The sequence below is a fragment of the Streptomyces sp. NPDC103540 genome, from assembly GCF_055584445.1.
Genome location: NZ_JBVJMA010000005.1, coordinates 190,325 through 210,017 on the forward strand (window position 1 = coordinate 190,325; position 19,693 = coordinate 210,017).

At 72.2% G+C, this 19,693-nt stretch carries 14 protein-coding genes; 3 read left to right on the forward strand and 11 right to left on the reverse strand.

All coding sequences use genetic code 11. The features are described from left to right. Positions 1-136: 136 nt before the first annotated feature. The 6 genes from serA to ACZ6ZI_RS14270 form a co-directional block, all read right to left on the reverse strand. Positions 137-1,726 (reverse strand): phosphoglycerate dehydrogenase, encoded by a 1,590-nt coding sequence (serA, locus tag ACZ6ZI_RS14245; RefSeq protein WP_363062401.1) that lies wholly within the window; start codon positions 1,724-1,726, stop codon positions 137-139. Positions 1,727-2,010: 284 nt separating this feature from the next. After that, positions 2,011-3,012 carry a ketol-acid reductoisomerase gene (gene ilvC / locus ACZ6ZI_RS14250; protein WP_469519907.1) on the reverse strand — a complete coding sequence of 334 codons (1,002 nt, stop codon included), beginning with the start codon at positions 3,010-3,012 and terminating at the stop codon, positions 2,011-2,013. 91 nt (positions 3,013-3,103) lie between these two features. Beyond that, positions 3,104-3,628, reverse strand: a complete 525-nt coding sequence (gene ilvN / locus ACZ6ZI_RS14255; protein ID WP_363062397.1) for an acetolactate synthase small subunit — start codon at positions 3,626-3,628, stop codon at positions 3,104-3,106. Between the two features lie 32 nt (positions 3,629-3,660). After that, positions 3,661-5,547 carry an acetolactate synthase large subunit gene (locus tag ACZ6ZI_RS14260; protein ID WP_469519911.1) on the reverse strand — a complete coding sequence of 629 codons (1,887 nt, stop codon included), beginning with the start codon at positions 5,545-5,547 and terminating at the stop codon, positions 3,661-3,663. Positions 5,548-5,774: 227 nt separating this feature from the next. After that, complete coding sequence (locus ACZ6ZI_RS14265; protein WP_469519913.1) at positions 5,775-8,648, reverse strand: putative bifunctional diguanylate cyclase/phosphodiesterase; 2,874 nt, start codon at positions 8,646-8,648, stop codon at positions 5,775-5,777. Between the two features lie 272 nt (positions 8,649-8,920). After that, on the reverse strand, positions 8,921-9,868 hold the full coding sequence (locus ACZ6ZI_RS14270) for a 2-hydroxyacid dehydrogenase (protein WP_469519915.1): 948 nt from the start codon (positions 9,866-9,868) through the stop codon (positions 8,921-8,923). 83 nt (positions 9,869-9,951) lie between these two features. Here ACZ6ZI_RS14270 and ACZ6ZI_RS14275 point away from each other — a divergent pair, with 83 nt between their 5' ends. The 3 genes from ACZ6ZI_RS14275 (at position 9,952) to ACZ6ZI_RS14285 (ending at position 12,577) form a co-directional block, all read left to right on the forward strand. After that, positions 9,952-10,959, forward strand: coding sequence for an aldo/keto reductase (locus ACZ6ZI_RS14275; protein WP_363062389.1), 1,008 nt, complete (start codon positions 9,952-9,954; stop codon positions 10,957-10,959). A gap of 117 nt (positions 10,960-11,076) precedes the next feature. Next, positions 11,077-12,336, forward strand: coding sequence for a PQQ-dependent sugar dehydrogenase (locus ACZ6ZI_RS14280; RefSeq protein ID WP_469519920.1), 1,260 nt, complete (start codon positions 11,077-11,079; stop codon positions 12,334-12,336). Between the two features lie 43 nt (positions 12,337-12,379). After that, the gene (locus ACZ6ZI_RS14285) at positions 12,380-12,577 is read left to right on the forward strand and encodes a DUF6191 domain-containing protein (protein WP_469519923.1); all 198 of its coding nucleotides are present in this window, start codon (positions 12,380-12,382) and stop codon (positions 12,575-12,577) included. Here the strand turns inward: ACZ6ZI_RS14285 and ACZ6ZI_RS14290 are convergent. The 5 genes from ACZ6ZI_RS14290 to ACZ6ZI_RS14310 form a co-directional block, all read right to left on the reverse strand. After that, entirely contained in the window at positions 12,574-15,675 is a 3,102-nt protein-coding gene (locus ACZ6ZI_RS14290; RefSeq protein ID WP_469519925.1) for a helix-turn-helix transcriptional regulator, read from the reverse strand. The two genes, ACZ6ZI_RS14285 and ACZ6ZI_RS14290, sit on opposite strands and share 4 nt — an antisense overlap. Before the next feature lie 80 nt (positions 15,676-15,755). Then, the gene (locus ACZ6ZI_RS14295; RefSeq protein WP_469519928.1) at positions 15,756-15,923 is read right to left on the reverse strand and encodes a hypothetical protein; all 168 of its coding nucleotides are present in this window, start codon (positions 15,921-15,923) and stop codon (positions 15,756-15,758) included. Between the two features lie 167 nt (positions 15,924-16,090). After that, the gene (locus tag ACZ6ZI_RS14300; RefSeq protein WP_469519931.1) at positions 16,091-16,747 is read right to left on the reverse strand and encodes a hypothetical protein; all 657 of its coding nucleotides are present in this window, start codon (positions 16,745-16,747) and stop codon (positions 16,091-16,093) included. Between the two features lie 103 nt (positions 16,748-16,850). Then, entirely contained in the window at positions 16,851-19,082 is a 2,232-nt protein-coding gene (locus ACZ6ZI_RS14305; protein WP_469519934.1) for an MMPL family transporter, read from the reverse strand. 200 nt (positions 19,083-19,282) lie between these two features. Further along, positions 19,283-19,660 carry a cupin domain-containing protein gene (locus ACZ6ZI_RS14310; RefSeq protein ID WP_363062377.1) on the reverse strand — a complete coding sequence of 126 codons (378 nt, stop codon included), beginning with the start codon at positions 19,658-19,660 and terminating at the stop codon, positions 19,283-19,285. Between the last annotated feature and the right edge of the window lie 33 nt (positions 19,661-19,693).

Sequence of the window (19,693 nt, forward strand, 5' to 3'; positions counted from 1 at the left end):
AACCGTCTCAGACAGAAGTTCCATACATCCGTCATAGACAACCGTTCATGCCCCTGTGGGGCGGCGGGCAGGCGAAAGGGCCCGGGGTCCACTCCCCGGGCCCTTCCCGCGTCGCGCGGCGCTCGCGGCGCCGCGATCAGCCCAGGTTGACCGTACGGGCCGAAGCGGCGCCGATCTCGGCCGAGATGGCCGCGAGGACGTCCACCGGAACCTCCGCGTCGACGGTGAGGACGACGAGCGCCTCGCCACCCTCCTCGGCGCGGGCGACCTGCATGCCGGCGATGTTGAGGCCGGCCTCGCCGAGCAGGTGGCCGACCTTGCCGACCACGCCCGGACGGTCGGTGTAGCGGAGCACGATCATGTGGTCGGCCAGGGCCAGGTCCACGTCGTACTCGCCGACGCCCACGATCTTCTGAAGGTGCTTCGGGCCCGCCAGGGTGCCGGAGACCGACACCTCCTGACCGTCCGACAGGGTGCCGCGCACGGTCACCACGTTGCGGTGGTCCGGGGACTCCGAGCTGGTGGTCAGCCGCACCTCGACGCCGCGCTCCTGCGCGAACAGGGGGGCGTTGACGTAGGAGACCGTCTCGTCGACGACGTCCTCGAAGACGCCCTTGAGGGCGGAGAGTTCGAGCACCTTCACGTCGTGCTGGGTGATCTCGCCGCAGACCTCGACGTCGAGACGGACCGCGACCTCGCCCGCCAGGGCGGTGAAGATGCGGCCGAGCTTCTCGGCGAGGGGCAGACCGGGACGGACGTCCTCGGCGATGACGCCGCCCTGGACGTTGACCGCGTCCGGCACGAGCTCACCGGCGAGGGCCAGGCGCACCGACTTGGCGACGGCGATGCCGGCCTTCTCCTGGGCCTCGTCCGTGGAGGCGCCGAGGTGCGGGGTGCACACGACCTGGTCGAGCTCGAAGAGCGGGGAGTCCGTGCAGGGCTCCTTCGCGTACACGTCGAGGCCGGCGCCGGCGACGCGGCCCTCCTTGATCGCCGAGTACAGCGCGGCCTCGTCCACGATCCCTCCGCGGGCGGCGTTGACGATGCGGACGGACGGCTTGACCTTGTGCAGGGCCTCGTCCCCGATGAGACCGAGGGTCTCGGGGGTCTTGGGCAGGTGCACGGTGATGAAGTCCGCGACCTCCAGCAGCTCGTCCAGCGTGAGCATCTTGACGCCCATCTGGGCGGCGCGCGCGGGCTGCACGTAGGGGTCGTACGCGACGATCTTCATGCCGAAGGCCGACATGCGCTGGGCGACCAGGACGCCGATGCGGCCGAGGCCGACGACGCCGAGGGTCTTCTCGCTCAGCTCGACGCCCGTGTACTTGTTCCGCTTCCACTCGCCGTTCTTCAGGGCGGTGTTGGCCTGCGGGATGTTGCGGGCGGTGGCGACGAGCAGGCCGCAGGCGAGCTCGGCGGCGGTGACGATGTTGGAGGTCGGGGCGTTCACGACCATCACGCCGGCCTTGGTGGCGGCGGACACGTCGACGTTGTCGAGGCCGACACCGGCGCGCGCGACGACCTTGAGCTTCTTGGCGGCGGCGATCGCCTCGGCGTCCACCTTGGTGGCGGAGCGGACGAGGATGGCGTCCACGTCGACGATCGCGGGCAGCAGCTCCGCGCGGTCGGCTCCGTTGACGTGCCGGATCTCGAAGTCCGGACCGAGTGCGTCCACCGTGGCGGGCGACAGCTCTTCGGCGATGAGTACGACAGGTTTCGAGCTCACGTGGGTCCTCACAAGTCCAGTGCGGACGGCCGTCCCGACGGCCGCAGGCGGTGGAGGGGGTAGCCGCGTGGAAGACGCACGACACTGTGGGCCTGACGCGTTGTGTTGAGCAGTGTAGTGGCGGATCCGGAACGGAATTCCGCCTGTACGGAAGGATCACCCGTCCGTGATTGGCCGGGGTGGACAATCCGCACTACGGGACGTCTACATTCCGGCCGACTCGGGCCCGGGCGACCGACCGGTGGGGCCGCGGCGCGCACGCCGCGGCCCCACCGTCCGCGCGATCAGCTCTCGTCGTTGTCGACCCAGCTCATCAGCTTGCGCAGCTTCTTGCCGGTGGTCTCCAGCAGGTGCTCGGAGTCGGCCTTCTTGTACTCGTTGTACTTCGGCAGACCGGCCTTGTACTCGGCCATCCAGGTGTTGGCGAACTCGCCGCTCTGGATCTCGGCCAGGACCTTCTTCATCTCGGCCTTGGTGGCGTCGGTGATGACGCGGGGGCCGGTGATGTAGTCGCCCCACTCGGCGGTCTCGGAGACCGACCAGCGCATCTTCTCCAGGCCGCCCTCGTACATGAGGTCGACGATGAGCTTCAGCTCGTGCAGGCACTCGAAGTAGGCGATCTCCGGCTGGTAGCCGGCCTCGGTCAGGGTCTCGAAACCGGCCTTGACCAGGGCGGAGGCGCCACCGCAGAGGACGGCCTGCTCACCGAACAGGTCGGTCTCGGTCTCCTCGGTGAAGGTGGTCTTGATGACGCCGGCGCGCGTGCCGCCGATGCCGGCCGCGTAGGACAGCGCGAGGTCGAAGGCACTGCCGGTGAAGTCCTGCTCGACGGCGGCGATGCAGGGCACGCCGCGGCCTTCCTCGTACTGGCGGCGGACCAGGTGGCCCGGGCCCTTCGGGGCGACGAGGGCGACGTCCACGTTGGCCGGGGGCTTGATGAAGCCGTAGCGGACGTTGAAGCCGTGGCCGAAGAAGAGCGCGTCGCCCTCCTTGAGGTGGTCCTTGATGGACTCCTCGTAGATCTCGGCCTGGAGCGGGTCCGGGGTCAGGATCATGATGACGTTCGCCCACTCGGCGGCCTCCGAGACGGAGACGACCTTCAGACCCTGCTCCTCGGCCTTGGCCTTGGACTTCGAGCCCTCCTTCAGACCGACGACGACGTCGACGCCCGAGTCACGGAGCGACAGCGCGTGGGCGTGGCCCTGGCTGCCGTAGCCGATGACCGCGACCTTGCGGCCCTGGATGATGGACAGGTCGGCGTCGTTCTCGTAGAACAGCTCGGCCACTGGGATATCTCCTTGGTGCGCTGGTGTTGCTCCCACCGTACGGCGGGGAACGGAAGATGGGTTTCCCGGTCTCGCTATGCGAACCGGCGTGTCAGGCGCTGCGGTCGAGCGAGCGCAGGCTGCGGTCCGTGATGGACCGTCCGCCACGCCCTATGGCGATCGTGCCGGACTGCACGAGCTCCTTGATGCCGAAGGGCTCCAGCATCTTGAGCATGGCGCCGAGCTTGTCGCTGCCGCCGGTGGCCTCGATGGTGACGGCCTCCGGGGAGACGTCGACCGTCTTGGCGCGGAAGAGCTGGACGATCTCGACGATCTGGGAGCGCGTCTCGTTGTCGGCGCGGACCTTCACGAGGACGAGCTCGCGCTCGATGGCGTTGTGCGGCTCCAGCTCGACGATCTTGAGGACGTTGACCAGCTTGTTGAGCTGCTTGGTCACCTGCTCCAGCGGGAGGTCCTCGACGTTCACGACGATGGTGATGCGGGAGATGTCGGGGTGCTCGGTGACGCCGACCGCGAGGGAGTCGATGTTGAATCCGCGGCGGGAGAACAGCGCGGCGATCCGGGCGAGGATGCCGGGCGTGTTCTCGACCAGGACGGAGAGCGTGTGCTTGGACATGTGAGTCGTTCTCTCTCTTCGGCTCTCTCGGCTCAGTCGTCTTCGTTGTCGCCGAAGTCGGGGCGGACGCCCCGGGCTGCCATGACCTCGTCGTTGGAGGTGCCGGCGGCGACCATCGGCCACACCATGGCGTCCTCGTGGACGATGAAGTCGATCACGACGGTGCGGTCGTTGATCGCGTTGGCCTCGGCGATGACCTTGTCCAGGTCCGCCGGGTCCTCGCAGCGCAGCGCGACGCAGCCCATGGCCTCGGACAGCTTGACGAAGTCCGGGACGCGGGTGCCCTGGCGGGGGGCGCTGGACTCGCCGAGCTGGGAGCCCACCGTGTCGTGCCCGGTCTCGTCGGCGTGCAGCACGGTGTTGGAGTAGCGCTGGTTGTAGAACAGGGTCTGCCACTGGCGGACCATGCCCAGGGCGCCGTTGTTGATGATCGCGACCTTGATCGGGATGTTGTTCAGCGCGCAGGTGGCCAGTTCCTGATTGGTCATCTGGAAGCAGCCGTCGCCGTCGATCGCCCAGACGGGGCGGTCCGGCATGCCGACCTTGGCGCCCATCGCGGCGGGGACCGCGTAGCCCATGGTTCCGGCGCCGCCGGAGTTCAGCCAGGTGCGGGGCTCCTCGTACTTGACGAAGTGGGAGGCCCACATCTGGTGCTGGCCGACGCCGGCCGTGAAGATCGTGCCCTGCGGCGCGAGCTCGCCGATGCGCTCGATGACCTGCTGCGGGGAGAGCGAACCGTCCTCGGGCAGGTCGTAGCCCAGGGGGTAGGTCTCGCGCCAGCGGTTGAGGTCGTTCCACCAGGCGCTGTAGTCGCCGGCGTTGCCGTCGTTGTGCTCCGCCTGGATGGCCTGGATCAGGTCGGCGATGACCTCGCGGGCGTCACCGACGATCGGGACGTCGACCTCGCGGTTCTTGCCGATCTCCGCCGGGTCGATGTCCGCGTGGATGACCTTGGCGAAGGGGGCGAAGCTGTCGAGCTTGCCGGTGACGCGGTCGTCGAAGCGGGTGCCGAGGGCGATCAGCAGGTCCGACTTCTGGAGCGCGGTGACGCCGGTGACGCTGCCGTGCATGCCCGGCATGCCGACGTGCAGCGGGTGGCTGTCGGGGAAGGAGCCCAGGGCCATCAGGGTGGTACAGACGGGGACACCGGTCAGCTCGGCGAGGACCTTCAGCTCGGCCGTGGCGCCGGACTTCATGACGCCGCCGCCGACGTACAGGACCGGGCGCTTGGCCGCGGCGATGAGCTTGGCGGCCTCGCGGATCTGCTTGGCGTGCGGCTTGGTGACCGGCCGGTAGCCCGGCAGGTCCATGGCCGGCGGCCAGGAGAACGTCGTCTTCGACTGGAGGGCGTCCTTGGCGATGTCGACGAGCACCGGGCCGGGGCGGCCGCTGGCCGCGATGTGGAAGGCCTCGGCGATGGTCTTCGCGATGTCCTCGGCCTTGGTGACCAGGAAGTTGTGCTTGGTGATCGGCATGGTGATGCCGACGATGTCCGCCTCCTGGAAGGCGTCCGTGCCGATCGCCTTGGAGGAGACCTGGCCGGTGATGGCGACCAGCGGGACGGAGTCCATGTGCGCGTCGGCGATCGGCGTGACCAGGTTGGTGGCACCCGGGCCGGAGGTGGCCATGCAGACGCCGACCTTGCCGGTCGCCTGGGCGTAGCCGGTGGCGGCGTGTCCGGCCCCCTGCTCGTGGCGGACGAGGATGTGACGGACCTTCTTGCTGTCCATCATCGGGTCGTACGCGGGGAGGATGCAGCCGCCCGGGATGCCGAAGACGGTGTCGCACCCCACCTCTTCGAGAGAGCGGATGAGGGACTGCGCACCCGTGACGTGCTCAACTGCGGTGGGCTGCTGCCCACCCGTACGGGGCCGCGGCTGCGGATGGTGGGCCCCGGAGGCCTGCTCGGTCATCGGCATTCTCTTCTCGAAGCTGAGGGTTTTACGAGGAGCGGGGGTGTCCCGGTTCAGGGCCCGGGGCGTGTGCCAGTGCAACAAAAAACCCCTCGTGCCAGGTGGCAAGCGAGGGGAGCGCGTCGGTGGGGTCGAGCGGGGACGTGTGGGTCCCAGCTTCAGCCGACGCGCTTTCCAAGTACGAGAATTCGGGTGCGCATGGCACTGACCCTCCCTCCGGCGGGAGGTGGATGTCAAGCGGGTGGGACGGGCGTCTCATTATTTGAGCCCCTACGGATGACCATCGAGCCGCCGGACGCGCCTCCCGCCAAGGCGGGCAGGGCGGAACCGCCCGGTACTGGGAACGTACCGCGCACGAGCGTGCGCCGCAGCCTGTATTCGTCGAGGGGGCCGGAAAACGCCATTCCCTGGCCGTGCGTGCAGCCCATGGCGCGCAGGGCGAGGACCTGCTCGGGCAGGTCGACGCCCTCGGCGACGGACTGCATGCCCAAATCGTTTGCGATGCGCAACAATCCTGCGGTGATCTTGCGGAGTCTGGCCGACTCGACCAGGCCCTCCACCAGCCCCCGGTCCAGCTTGAGCAGGTCGACGGGGAGCCGCCGGAGGGCGCTGATGGCCGCGTAGCCGCTGCCGAAGCCGTCGAGGGCGATCCGCACGCCGAGGCGGTGCAGGGCCGTCAGGCGGCGCTCCAGCTCGTCGAAGGGCACTCTGGGGTCGGAGGCGGAGATCTCCAGCACCAGGCTCCCGGAGGGCAGTCCCAGGCCGTTCAGGAGCGCCTCCACGGACCCGCTCGGCAGGGAGCGGTCCAACAGCCTCCGGGCGGTCATCCGCACGGCCACCGGCACCTCGTGTCCGGCGCGCAGGCGCTCGGCGGCCTGCTCCAGGGCCTCTTCCAGGAGCCAACGGCCCGGTTCCGCGGCGCGCGCGGCGTCCTGTCGGGACGGGCCGCCCTCGCCCTGCTCGGCCACCCGCAGGAACTCGGCCGGGGTGAAGAGGATGCCCTGGGCGGAGCGCCAGCGGGGCTGCGCGGCGACCGCCGTGACCTCCCCACCCTCCAGGGACACCACGGGCTGGTGGAGCAGGACGAACTCGCCCTCCTGGAGCGCGGTGCGCGGCCGGCCCGCGGGCTCGGCCTTCCGGGCCGCCGCCGCGGCCTGCATCCGGGGGTCGTACAGCTCGACGCGGTCCTTGCCGCCGGCCTTGGCCCGGTACATGGCGAGATCGGCGTTGCGCATCAGGTCCGAGGGGGTGATGCCGGGATCGGCGAAGGCGACGCCGATGCTGGCGGCCACGCGGACGTCGCTGCCGGCGATGCGGTAGGGCTGGGAGAGCGTGGTGCGCAGCCGCTCGGCGATCTCGTGCACCTGGTGCTCGCGGGCGCTGCGGTCCCGGCTGCCGTCGCCCGCGATCAGGGCCGCGAACTCGTCGCCGCCGAGCCGGGCGGCGGTGTCCCCCGCGCGGACGGCCTCCTGGAGGCGTCGGGCGGCCTCGACGAGCAGCTCGTCGCCGGCCTGGTGGCCGATGGTGTCGTTGACCGCCTTGAAGCCGTCGAGGTCGATGAAGAGCACGGCGGTGCTGTGGTCGCCCGCCCGGCGGCCGGTCAGGGCCTGGCGGACCCGGCGGGTGAACAGGGCCCGGTTGGGCAGGTCCGTGAGGGGGTCGTGTTCGGCGCTGTGCTGGAGCTGGGCCTGGAGGCGCACGCGCTCGGTGACGTCGCGGCTGTTGAGGATGAGGCCGCCCTGGTGGCGGTTGACGGTGGACTCCACGTTGAGCCACTCGCCGCCGCCCGACTGGAAGCGGCATTCGATCCGGGTGGTGGGCTCCTCGGCGGGTGGCGCGGCGAGGAACCTGCGCACTTCGTGGACCACGCGGCCGAGGTCGTCCGGATGGATGAGGGCGGCCAGTTCGGTGCCCACCAGTTCCTCCGCGTCGCGACCGTAGACCCCGGCGGCGGCGGGGCTGACGTAGCGCAGGGTGCCGGTGGGGGCCGCGATCATGATCACGTCGCTGGAGCCCTGGACCAGGGAGCGGAAGTGGTTCTCCTTCTGGGCCAGTTCCTGGGTCAGCGCGATGTTGTCGAGCAGCATGATGCCCTGCCTGATGACCAGGGCGAGCACGACCGTGCACCCGGTGAAGACGACCATCCGGTCGACCTTCCTGCCGTCCACGACGTTGTAGAGGATCCCGAGGGTGCAGACGGCGGCGGCGAGGTACGGGGTGAGGGCGGGCAGCGAGCCGGTGATGGGGCGGCTGTGCGGCCGGTCGACGCGCGGGGGCGCGGCTCTGCCGTCGGGGTCGGCGCGCAGGGCGCCCCACGGGGCGTAGGCGAGGAGGAGCGAGCCGGCGAACCAGCCGGCGTCGAGGATCTCCCCCGAGCGGTAGGTGGTGTTGAGCAGCGGGGAGGTGAAGAGGGCGTCGCTCAGGACGGTCAGGGCGAGGGCGGCGATGGCGGTGTTCACGGCCGAGCGGTTGTTCGCCGAGCGGCGGAAGTGCAGCACCAGCACCATCGAGACGAGCGCGATGTCGAGGAGCGGGTAGGCGAGCGAGAGGGCCGTGCGCGGGACGCTGCCGGTGGCGCCCGACTGGGCGGTGCGGGCGGCGTTGGCGAGGGCCAGGCTCCACGAGAGGGTCAGCAGGGAGCCGCCGATGAGCCAGGAGTCGAGCCCGAGGCAGACCCAACCCGCACGCGTGACGGGCCGTTTGGCGAGGACGAGCAGACCCACGATGGCGGGCGGGGCGAAGCAGAGGAAGGTGAAGTCGGCGAGCGAGGGCTCCGGGACGTCCTGGTCGAGGACGACCTCGTACCATCCCCAGATCGCGTTGCCGAGGGCCCCCATGAGCGAGGAGAACGCGAACATCAGCCAGGCGGGGCGTTCCCGCCGGTCGATCGTGCGGGCGTAGTGGTAGCAGGAGACGGCGGCCAGCAATCCGGCCGCGCTGAGTCCGAAGTCGCCCATCACCTCGGCGAGTTCGTCGGAACCCCAGCCGAGCGCCGCGCCGACGGCGTATCCGCCGCTCACCACCGCGAGGAGGAGCTGCGCCGCCAGGCCCCTGCCGCCGCCGGAGGCCGGCGACCGGGTCAGGAGCGCCGCCCCCGGGGCACTCACCGGTCCCCCTCGCCGGCTCGTTCCGGCGCACTCCACCGTCGCCTGCGGCGGCTTCGCCGCTTCGGGTCCTTCGTCCATTGGCCGTGCATCGCCCGTCGCCCCCCAAAGTGTCCGATCACCCCAGCGCCAGACGTACGTGGCGCAGCCCCTTGTTCCGGACGATACACCACTTTCGTCACTCAGCGACATAGCATCTCTACGCTCCGTCACCACGGAAGGGGGCGCGGCGACCGTTCGCGTACGCGCCGTCGCACAGCGTGTGCGCCCCCGTCTCAGCCGGTGACGAGCACCGTGTTCTCCACCGGCTCCCCTGCGGCGAAACGGGTGAGTTGGCGGGCCACCAGGCGCTTGGCCCGCGGGGCGAACGCCGAGCTGCTGCCGCCCACATGGGGCGTGACGAGGACGTTCGGCGCGTGCCAGAGGGGATGGCCGGCGGGCAGCGGTTCGGGGTCGGTGACGTCCAGCGCGGCGTGCAGCCGGCCCGAGTCCAGTTCCGTCAGCAGGGCGGGCGTGTCGACGACGGGGCCGCGGGCGACGTTCACGAGGAGGGCGCCGTCTTTCATCCGGCCGAGGAAGTCCGCCCCGACGAGCCCCCGGGTGTCCTCGGTGAGCGGGGTGCACAGGACGACCACGTCGGCGTCCGGGAGGAGCCCCGGCAGGTCGGCGAGGGCGTGGACGGGGCCGTGGGGGGCGGTGCGCGCGGAGCGGGCGACGCGGGTGATCCGCCCGCACTCGAAGGGGATGAGCCTGTCCTCGACGGCCGCGCCGATCGATCCGTAGCCGACGATCAGGACGGAGCGGTCGGCGAGGGCCTCGTAGAAGCCGCCGTGCCACTCCTCGCGGTCCTGGCCGCGGACCATGCGCGGGATGCCGCGCAGGGAGGCGAGCGTCAGGGCGAGGGCGAGTTCGGCGGTGCTGGCCTCGTGGACGCCCCGGGCGTTGCACAGGCGGACGCCGGGGGCCAGGTCGGCGAGGCCGCCGAGGACGTGGTCGATGCCCGCGGTGAGGGTCTGGACGATGCGCAGGGCCGGCATCTTCTGGAGCGGGCGGACGGTCACCGCGGGGGACTTCATGTACGGCGTGACGTAGAAGACGCAGTCGGCCGGATCGGCCGGGAAGGCGTCCTCGCCGTCCCACTGCCGGTAGCGGAAGGAGTCGGGGAGGCCGTCGATCTCCGCGGCGGGGAAGGGGAGCCACACGTCCCCGGTCGTTGCAGTCATGATCACGAGGCTATGCGAAGGGATGCCGGGGGAACTGGATCAAGCCGTTAGTTTGAGGGCCGGAGCGGAAGGGGGACGCAGGGGTGGAGCGCAGGTCTATCGGGTCGGGACCGCTGACGGTGGGTGCCATAGGGCTCGGCTGCATGCCGATGAGCTGGGCCTACGCACCGTCCCGCCGCCGGGGCGAGGAGTCGCTGCGCACGCTGCACCGGGCGCTGGACCTGGGGTCGAACCTGCTGGACACGGCCGATCTGTACGGACCCTTCACCAACGAGCTGATGGTGGGGCGGGTGCTGCGGGAGCGGCGCTCCGAGGCCTTCGTCTGCGCCAAGGTGGGGCTGCGGGCCGGGGAGCAGCACGTGGTGGCCGACGGGCGGCCGGGGTACGTGCGGCGGGCCTGTGACGCCTCGCTGCGGCGGCTGCGGACCGATGTGATCGACCTGTACCAGTTGCACCGGGTCGATCCGGACGTGCCGGTCGAGGAGACCTGGGGGGCGATGGCGGAGCTGGTGGGTGCGGGGAAGGTGCGGGCGCTCGGGTTCTGCACGCTGGGCGCGGGGGCCGGGCCGGGGGCGGGGCGGCGCGGTGACCGGGCGTACCGGTCGACGTTGCGGCAGCTGGAGCGGGTCCAGCAGGTGTTCCCGGTGACGGCGGTGCAGGCGGAGCTGTCGGTGTGGTCCCCGCAGGCGGCGTGGCAGCTGCTGCCGTGGTGCGCGGCGCGGGGGGTGGGGGTGCTGGCGGCGATGCCGCTCGGCAGCGGCTTCCTGACCGGGACCCTGACTCCGGGGCAGGGGTTCGAGGACGCGGACGTACGGGCGCGCCACCCCCGGTTCACGGCGGACGCGATGGCCTCCCACCAGGTGCTGCCGGCGGGGCTGCGCCGGGTGGCGCGGCGGCACGGGCCGCGGGTCACGGCGGCGCAGGTGGCGCTGGCGTGGGTGCTGGCGCAGGGTCCGCACGTGGTGCCGGTGCCGGGGGCGGAGCGGGCGTGCTGGGCGGAGGAGAACGCCCGGGCGGCGGAGGTGCGGCTGTCGGCGGCGGAGCTGGCCGAGATAGCGGAGTTGCGGTCGGCGGTGGGAGCCTGGGACTGAGCCCGACAACCACTCGATCGAGTGTACGAGCGGTGGAACTCGGTGAGGGTCCCGGACTGTTGATCCGGGTGAAGGCGGGCATCGGAGGATCGGCGGATCGGACGGGGGAAGAGGGCGATGGGGTACGAACGGCAGTACGGGTTCCGCGGGGCCGGGGAGCGGCCGGCCGGCGGGCAGGCGGCGGAGCGCGGTCGCGGGCGGTACGGGTCCCGGGTGCGGGGCGGGCCGGCGGTGCTCGCGCTCGCGGGGTGCTGGGCCCTGTGGGCGACGGGGTGCTCGGCCGGGGCAGGCTCGGGGGCGTCCCCGCCGGGTTCGTCGCCCCCCGGCGCGGCCTCCCCGACGGCTTCGGGGACGGCGGGCGCCGGAGCGTCGGCGCCTCCCGCGAAGGGGTCGGTCACGGTGGCCGGGGAGCAGGCCAAGGGGCTGAAGTCCCCGTGGGGTGTCGCCGTCCTGCCGGGCGGGGACCTGCTGGTCGCCTCCCGGGACGAGGGAAGCGTCAGTCGGGTCGCGGCGGGCTCCGGCGCGGTGACGCGGATCGGCGACGTGCCCGGGGTGGCACCCGGCGGTGAGGGCGGTCTGCTCGGCCTGGCCCTCTCGCCGAACTTCGCCTCGGACCGCCTGGTGTACGCGTACTTCACGACCGAGTCCGACAACCGCGTCGCCCGACTGCGCTACGACGAGCAGCGGGCCGCCGGACAGCAACTGGGCGCACCCGACACGGTGTTGCGCGGCATCCCGAAGGGGCTGATCCACAACGGCGGTCGGATCGCCTTCGGCCCCGACCGGATGCTCTACGTCGGGACGGGCGAGACCGGTGACACCGCTCTGGCCCAGGACCCGAAGTCCCTGGGCGGGAAGATCCTGCGGATGACCCCCGACGGCCGGCCGGTGCACGGCAATCCCGAGGCGGACTCCGTCGTCTACTCGACGGGGCACCGCAATGTGCAGGGTCTGGCCTGGGACAAGGACAAGCGGCTGTGGGCGGCCGAGTTCGGTCAGAACACCTGGGACGAGCTGAACCTGATCGAGCCCGGCGGGAACTACGGCTGGCCGGAGGTGGAGGGCAAGGCCGGCAGAGCCGGGTTCCGTGATCCGGTCGCGGTCTGGAGACCGGACGAGGCCTCGCCCAGCGGGATCGCCTGGGCGCAGGGGTCGATCTGGGTGGCCGGGCTGAAGGGCGAGCGGCTGTGGCGGGTCCCCTTGAACGGGGCGGTGCCCGCGGCGGAGCCGGAGGCCTTCCTGGAGGGGAAGTACGGGCGGCTGCGCACGGTGGTCCCGCTCGGTGGTGACCGGATGTTGCTGGTCACGAGCGAGACGGACGGGCGCGGCTCCGCGCAGGCGGACGACGACAGGATCCTGACCCTGACCGTGCGGTGACGGCGATCGGCGACGGGCGACGCCCCGCGAGGGGACGAGAGGCATGGTGGACGCGGTGTTCAACATGATCGACGAGCTGTTCAACCCGGGAAGCAAGCACACCGCCGAGGAGAAGAAGAGGCTGGAGCTGTCCCGGACCGACGTCAACGACGGCGATCCGGGACGCGGCCCGATAGACCTGGACTCCGGCAGGGTCCTCATACGCCCCGCCGAGGACCCCGAGGGCGACTCCGCCGGCTAACCCCTGCGGGCCGTCCGCGGCGCGGCGGGGCCGGGGGTACCCGGGGATGCGAGGTCCGCGGCGGCCTGGGGCGGGAGCGGGGCGAACAGGCGCAGGCGGTGGGCGAGGGCGGCCGCCTCACCCCGTCCGGCCACGCCGAGCTTGGCCAGGATGTTCGAGACGTGCACGCTGGCCGTCTTCGGGGAGATGAAGAGTTCCTCCGCGATCCGGCGGTTGGTGCTGCCGGCCGCGACCAGGCAGAGGACCTCCCGCTCGCGACCGGTCAGGCCCAGGGATTCGGCGGGGTCGCTCTCCGCCGCCGGGGGGTCCGCGCGATCGGCCTCGGGGACCAGGGGGATCCGGGCGCGTTGGGCGAGCAGGGCGAGGTCCTCGCGCAGCCGGCGGGCGCCGAGTCGGTCCGCGGTGGCGTGGGCGTCGCGGAGCAGGCGGGCCGCCGCGTCCCGGTCGCCGCCGGCGGCGAGCAGGGCCTCGGCCAGCCGGTGGCGGGCCCGGGCCAGCAGATAGGGGCGGTCCAGGGGGCGTACGGCGGCCTCGACCGAGGTCCAGTCGGCGATGGTGTCGCGGGCCTCGGCGCGCAGCAGCTCGGCCCGTAGGTACTCGGCGTGGGCCGCCCACACCGGGAGCGGCGCCGACAGGCCGCGGGCTGCGGCGCGGAGCACCTCCAGGGCGGCGTCGCGTCCCGCGTCGGCGGCCGGCAGGCCTCGGGCGTCCGCCTCGGCGGAGGCCGCGGCGAGCAGGAGGGGCCAGGCGTAGCGGTGTTGGCCGAGGGCGAAGCCGTAGGCGACGGCGTCGGCGGTCTCGGTGCGGACGTCCGCGATGCGGCCCTCGCCCTCGGCGACGCCGATGGCGAGTCGGAACAGCGGCAGGCGGTGCTGGGGCTGGCTGTCGTGGTTGCCGAAGTGGTCGTGGGCGGCGGCGAGTTGCTGCGCGGCCTCGGTGAGTTCGCCGCGGGCCAGGGCCAGGTAGGCCAGACGTGCGGCGGCGGCTCCCCGGGGCGCCGCGCTCTGGCCGACGCGCAGGGTGCGGCGGGCCGCTTCGGCGGCTTCGTCCCAGCGGCCGAGGCTGTAGAGGCTCTCGGCCATGTTGCCCCGGATCCAGGCCTCGGTGTCCAGCAGCCGGGCCTCACAGACGAGATCGGCCCCGTGTCCGGCCGCTTCGACGGCCTCGTGGGACCGGCCCGTTCCTTCGAGTTGAGAGCTGAGGTTGATGTGTGCGCGTCCCGCGATCACGACGAGTCCGAGCTCGGTGGCCCGTTCGCTCACGGCACGGAGTTCGGCGAAGCCGGCTTCCGGGGTCCCGGCGTCGGACATGAGGCAGGCGACGGTGATCCTGGCGTTGAGTTCGGTCTCCTCGGCGCCGACCATCCGCGCGTAGGCGACGGCGCGTTGCGCGGCGGCCATGTTGTCGGGGCCGGGTTCGTGGAGCATCCCCCAGCCGGCGGCGCGGACGAGGACGTCGGCGTGCACCTGGGACGGGGGCAGCCCCTTGACCAGTTCCTGCGCGGTGGCGATCTCCTGCCAACCGTCGCCGCGCCCGAGGCCGGCGACCAGCCGGGAGCGCTCGATCCAGAACCAGGCCGCGCGCAGCGGGTCCCCGCCGTCGTCGTCGAGCATGCGCAGGGCGAGTTTGGTGAGCTTGAGGGCGCGTTCGCGTTCGCCGCCGAAGCGGGCGGCGACGGTCGCCTCGGCAAGCAGGTCGAGGCGGTGCAGCGGGGTGGTCGTGGGATCGCAGCCGCAGGGCGGGTAGGCCTCGGTGTAGTCCGCCGGGCGCAGGCCCTCGCGCACGCCGTCGGGGACCGCGTCCCACAGCTCCATGGCCCGTTCCAGCAGGCTCAGCTGTTCGGAGTAGGCGTGCCGGCGCCGGGCGGTCACGGACGCGGCGAGGACGGCGGGCAGGGCCTTGGCGGGGTCGTTGGCGGCGTACCAGTAGTTGGCCAGTCGGATGACCCGTTCCTCGGCGCGGACGAGGGTCCCGTCCTCCTCCATGGCCTCGGCGTAGCGGCGGTTGACGCGGGCGCGTTCGCCGGGCAGGAGGTCGTCGCTGACGGCCTCGCGGACGAGGGAGTGGCGGAAGCGGTAGCCGTCGCCGTCCGCGGTGGCGAGGAGGATGTTGGCGCCGACGGCGGCGCGCAGCGCCTCGATGAGTTCGTCCTCGCCGAGCCGGCCGACGGCGCGCAGCAGTGGGTACTCGACGGTGGAGCCGCCCTCGGCGACGATGCGCACGACGCGCTGGGCGGCGTCGGGGAGGACCTCGACACGGACGAGGAGCAGGTCGCGCAGGGATTCGGTGAGGCCGGTGCGGCAGCCGTTCTCGCGGGAGGCGACGAGTTCCTCGACGAAGAAGGCGTTGCCGTCGGAGCGGTCGAAGACGGAGTCGACGAAGGACTCCTCGGGCTGCGAGGCGAGGATCCCGACGAGTTGGCGGCGAACCTCGGCCCGGTTGAAGCGGGGCAGTTCGATGCGCCGGACGGTGCGCAGGCGGTCGAGTTCGGCGAGCAGGGGGCGCAGCGGGTGGCGTCGGTGGACGTCGTCGGCGCGGTAGGTGGCCACGACGACCAGGCGCCCGCCGGCGAGGGTGCGGAAGAGGTAGGCGAGCAGGTGCCGGGTAGAGGTGTCCGCCCAGTGGAGGTCTTCGAGGACGAGGACGACGGTGCGGTCGGCTGCGAGCCGTTCCAGCATCCGGGCCGTCAGCTCGAAGAGGCGCGCGGTGCTCTCCTCGTCGTGCGGACCGCGCGGGGTCTCGCCGAGTTCGGGGAGGATCCGGGCGAGTTCGCCCTCCTGGCCGGCGGCGGCCGCGGCGAGTTCGTCGGGGAGCCGGCGGAGCAGGCTGCGCAGGGCGGTGGAGAAGGGGGCGAAGGGAAGTCCCTCCGCCCCGATCTCCACACAGCCTCCGACGACCACGACGGCGCCGCGACGGTCGGCCTCGCCGAGGAACTCCTCGGTGAGGCGGGTCTTGCCGACCCCTGCCTCTCCCCCGATGAGCAGGGCCTGCGGCTCCCCGGCCTCGGCGCGGGTCAGTGCGTCGACGAGTACGGCCAGTTCGTCGGCTCGGCCGACGAACACCGGGCTGACAGATCTGGTTTCCACGTCGCCGAGCATCGCACAGGGGTGCGCCCCGACGGCACTCGTTATCGCTGCGCTCCTCATCACGCGTCAGTCGACGGGCGCGACGGGGCGGGTCACGCGGCCCGGGCGAAGCGGCCGCGGTTCCCTCTCACCGCGCTTTCGGGTTCCTGTCCGCGAGGGGTGGCGCGGCGGGCCTTGCGGGCCTCGCGGACCATCCGGTACCGGTCGGCCTCGCGGATGAGGTCGGCGCGGCGGGCGGTGGCCATCTCGTACTCGAACATCTCGTACTCCCTGGTGGTGTTTCTCGGGCACCTCGTTCGGTGTGATCCAAGATTCGCTTCCCAGAGGGGTCCGCCACATCGGGCGCATGCCGCATGTCCGCGGGCCGGGGGTCCTTAGGCGGGGCCCCCGGTCCCCGCCCGAGGACCGGATCGGTCTAAGGCGGTGCCTACTCGGCGGCCGTCGGGAGGGGGACGAGGAGGTCGAAGTACATGAGGCCGAAGATCAGGACGCCGAGGAGGCCGAGCGCCACGCCGGCCCAGGAGACGGCGCGGACCCAGGTGGGCAGGGTCCGGCCGGGGGCACCGAAGGCGGGGCGGGCCAGGACGAAGACGGCGATGAGGAGGGCGAGGGTGGAGACGACTCCGTTGACCAGGGCGGTCATGTGCCAGGCGTCGCCGTACAGGGCGGCGATCTTCTCCTTGGCGGTGGTGGCGCTGACGGACTCGATCTGGCCGATGAGCGTCTGGCGTTCGGCGATCACCCGGGACACCCAGGTACCGCTGAGGGCGACGAGGCCCAGGCCGGCGGAGACGACGGCGGCGGCGCCGGATCCCACGCCCGAACCCGACGCGGCGGCGTCGAGGTCCTCGTCGGCGTCCTCGTCGAGGTCGTCGGCGGAGACGGCGTCGGCGTCGGCTTTCGCCGCGCCCGCTTCCTCGACCGGGGCGGCCGGGGCGGCCGGGGCGGCCTCGTCGGTCGCGGCGGACCCTTCGGTCACGGCGGTCTCGGCGGCAGCGGCGGCGGGTGCGGGTGTGGCGGTCGACGCGTCCTCGACGCCGTCCGCCTCGGGGGCGGTCGGGGCGAGGGTCTTCTTGGTGTCCATGCGGGGCACCGTAGGCGGCGTTTCTGAGAGGTTCCTGAGAGTCCGCGCGGCGGGCGCGCGGTGGTGGGTCACCGGTCCGGGCCGGCGCCCGCGAACCGGCGGGTCACCGAGGCAGCGGGGCCGGTTCCGCCTGGTCGGCGGCGGGTCGGGGCGCCGGGAGCGTGGGGCGGGTGCGGCACTCGGGGGGCTCGATGCTGATGCGGGGCAGTCTGCGGTCGAGCCAGCGGGGGATCCACCAGTTCGCGCCGCCGAGCAGGTGCATGAGGGCGGGCACGAGCAGGGTCCGCAGGACGAAGGCGTCGAGGGCCACGGCGACGGCGAGCGCGATCCCGAACATCGCGATGAGCCGGTCCCCGCTGAGGACGAAGGCCAGGAAGACGGAGATCATGATGACCGCCGCCGAGTTGATCACGCGGCTGGTCTCGGCGAGGCCGACGCGGACGGCCCGCTTGTTGTCGCCCGTCTCCAACCACTCCTCGTACATCCGGCTGACCAGGAAGACCTGGTAGTCCATGGAGAGCCCGAAGAGGACCGAGACCATGATGACCGGGAGGAAGGGTTCGATCGGGCCGGCGCTGCCCAGCCCCAGGGGTTCGCTCCCCCAGCCCCACTGGAAGACGGCGACGATCACTCCGAAGGAGGAGGCGACGGCGGCGACGTTCATGGCGGCGGCCTTGACCGGGATGCCTATGGAGCGAAAGGCCAACAGCAGCAGGACGCAGCCCAGGGCGATGACCACGCCGACGAACAGGGGCAGCTTCCCGATGATCACCTCGGCGAAGTCGTCGTAGCCGGCCGTGACCCCGCCGACGTGGACCTGCTCGGGGCCGCCCCGGGTGGCGGCCGGGATGACCTCCTCGCGCAGCCGGTCGACGAGTTCGCTGGTGGCCCGGGACTGCGGCGAGGACTCGGGGACGACGGTCAGGACGGCGGTGTCCCCGCCCCCGTTGAGGACGGCGGGACCGGCCGAGGCGACGCCCTCGGTGGTGCGCAGCGTTTCGGCGAGCCGGTCGAGGGCGGCGCGGTCGTCGGCGCCGTCGAGGCGGGCCACGACGGTGAGGGGGCCGTTCATGCCCGGGCCGAAGCCGTCGGCGAGGAGGTCGTAGGCCTTGCGGGTGGTGGAACCGGCCGGGTTGTTGCCCTGGTCGGAGGTGCCGAGGTGGAGGAAGAAGGTGGGCAGGGCGAGGACGACCATGACCGCGGTGGCGAGGAGGCCGAGCAGCTTGGGGCGTCGTTCGACGAAGGCCGACCAGCGTGCGGCGAACCCGGTCGGCGTCTCGGGGCGGGGTCCCTCGGCGGCGAGCCGGCGGCGCTCGCGGCGCGAGAGGGCGCGCGTGCCGATGTAGGCGAGGAGGGCCGGGAGGAGGGTGACCGAGGCGGCCACGGTGAGGACGACGGTGAGGGAGGCGGCTATCGCGACGCCGTTCAGGAAGTTCAGGCGCAGCACGAGCATGCCGAGCAGGGCGATGCAGACCGTGGCGCCGGCGAACACGACGGCCCGCCCGGTGGTGGCGACGGCGTTCTCGGCGGCCTCCTCGACCGTCAGGCCCCGGGCCAGGCCCTTGCGGTGCCGGGTGACGATGAAGAGGGCGTAGTCGATGCCGACGCCCAGTCCGACGAGGGTGCCGAGCATGGGGGCGAAGTCGGCGACGGGCATGGCGTGCCCGAGGAGGGTGATGCCGAAGTAGGCGCTGCCGACGCTGACGAGCGCGGTCGCGATGGGCAGCAGGCTCGCGGCGAGCGAGCCGAAGGCGAGGAAGAGGACGAGCGCGGCGATGGCGACGCCGATGACCTCGGCGAGGTGGGCGCTGGGCGCCTCCGTCAGGCCGATGGCGCGTCCGCCGAGTTCGACCTGGAGGCCGTCGACCAGGGTGGCGGGATTGCGTGCCGCGTCGACCACGGCCTTGGCCCGGTCCTTGGGGACCGCGTCGGCCGGGCGGTCGAAGGTGACGACGGCGTAGGCGGTGCGGCCGTCGCGGCTGATCTGCGCGGCGCCCGCGGGGCCGGGCTCGTAGGGGCTCCTGACGGATCCCACGCCGGGGAGGGCGGCGACCTCTTCCAGCGCGCGGGTCATGCGTCGTTCCACGTCGGGCGTGCGGGCGCTCTGGTGGTCCGGGGTCCGCCACACGATGGTGTCGGTGTCGCCGCCCTGGCCGTGGAAGCCTTCGCGCAGCAGGGCGTGGGCCTTGGCCGACTCGGTGCCGGGGACCTCGTAGTCGTTGGAGAACGCGTTGCCGGCGGCCGTGGCCGCCGCGGCCGTGCCGAAGAGGGCGAGCAGCCAGATCAGGACGGTGACGAGTCGATGCCGCATGCACCACCGTGCGATTGCTGCCAACGGACGTGCTCCCTGGTGGTTCGGATCTTCACCGGGGATGGCCCGACGCAAAGAACGCTTGAACGCTTGACGCTTGCTCTTGAACTCGTGGTCCCGGGTGGGGGTGTGGCCCGGGAGGTCATGGAGCGGCCCGGGCCGGTCTACACCTCAATGCCACGATCTCAGCGTTTCGTGATCGTTGGCCGCTTTCGTGGGGATCGTCACACGGGCTCGTCGGCCCGGTAGCCGGGCAGCGAGGGCCAGCGGACGGTGAGGACCACCGTGTCCTCCTCGGCGTGCCAGGAGTGGTCGACGCCCCGCCCCCAGACCACGTAGTCGCCCTGTTCGGCGAGGATCACGGTGCGGTCGCGGAACTCCAGCCGGAAGCGCCCGCTGATGAGCACCTGGAGCGCGGTGCGGTCCTCTCCGGTCACCCACCGCTCGCGTTCCTCGCCCTTCGGGTGGACGCCCCACTTGATCTCCACGTCCTCGCTGTGCCGGGGGTCGCCGGGTTCCTTGAAGTGGCCGAGCAGCCAGCCCCGGTCGGCGGCGGCGTCGGGGGTGGCCCTGCCGGTGTGGATGATCGGTTCGTCGCTCACGGCACGAGGCTAATCCAGTTGTGGGGGGCCTCG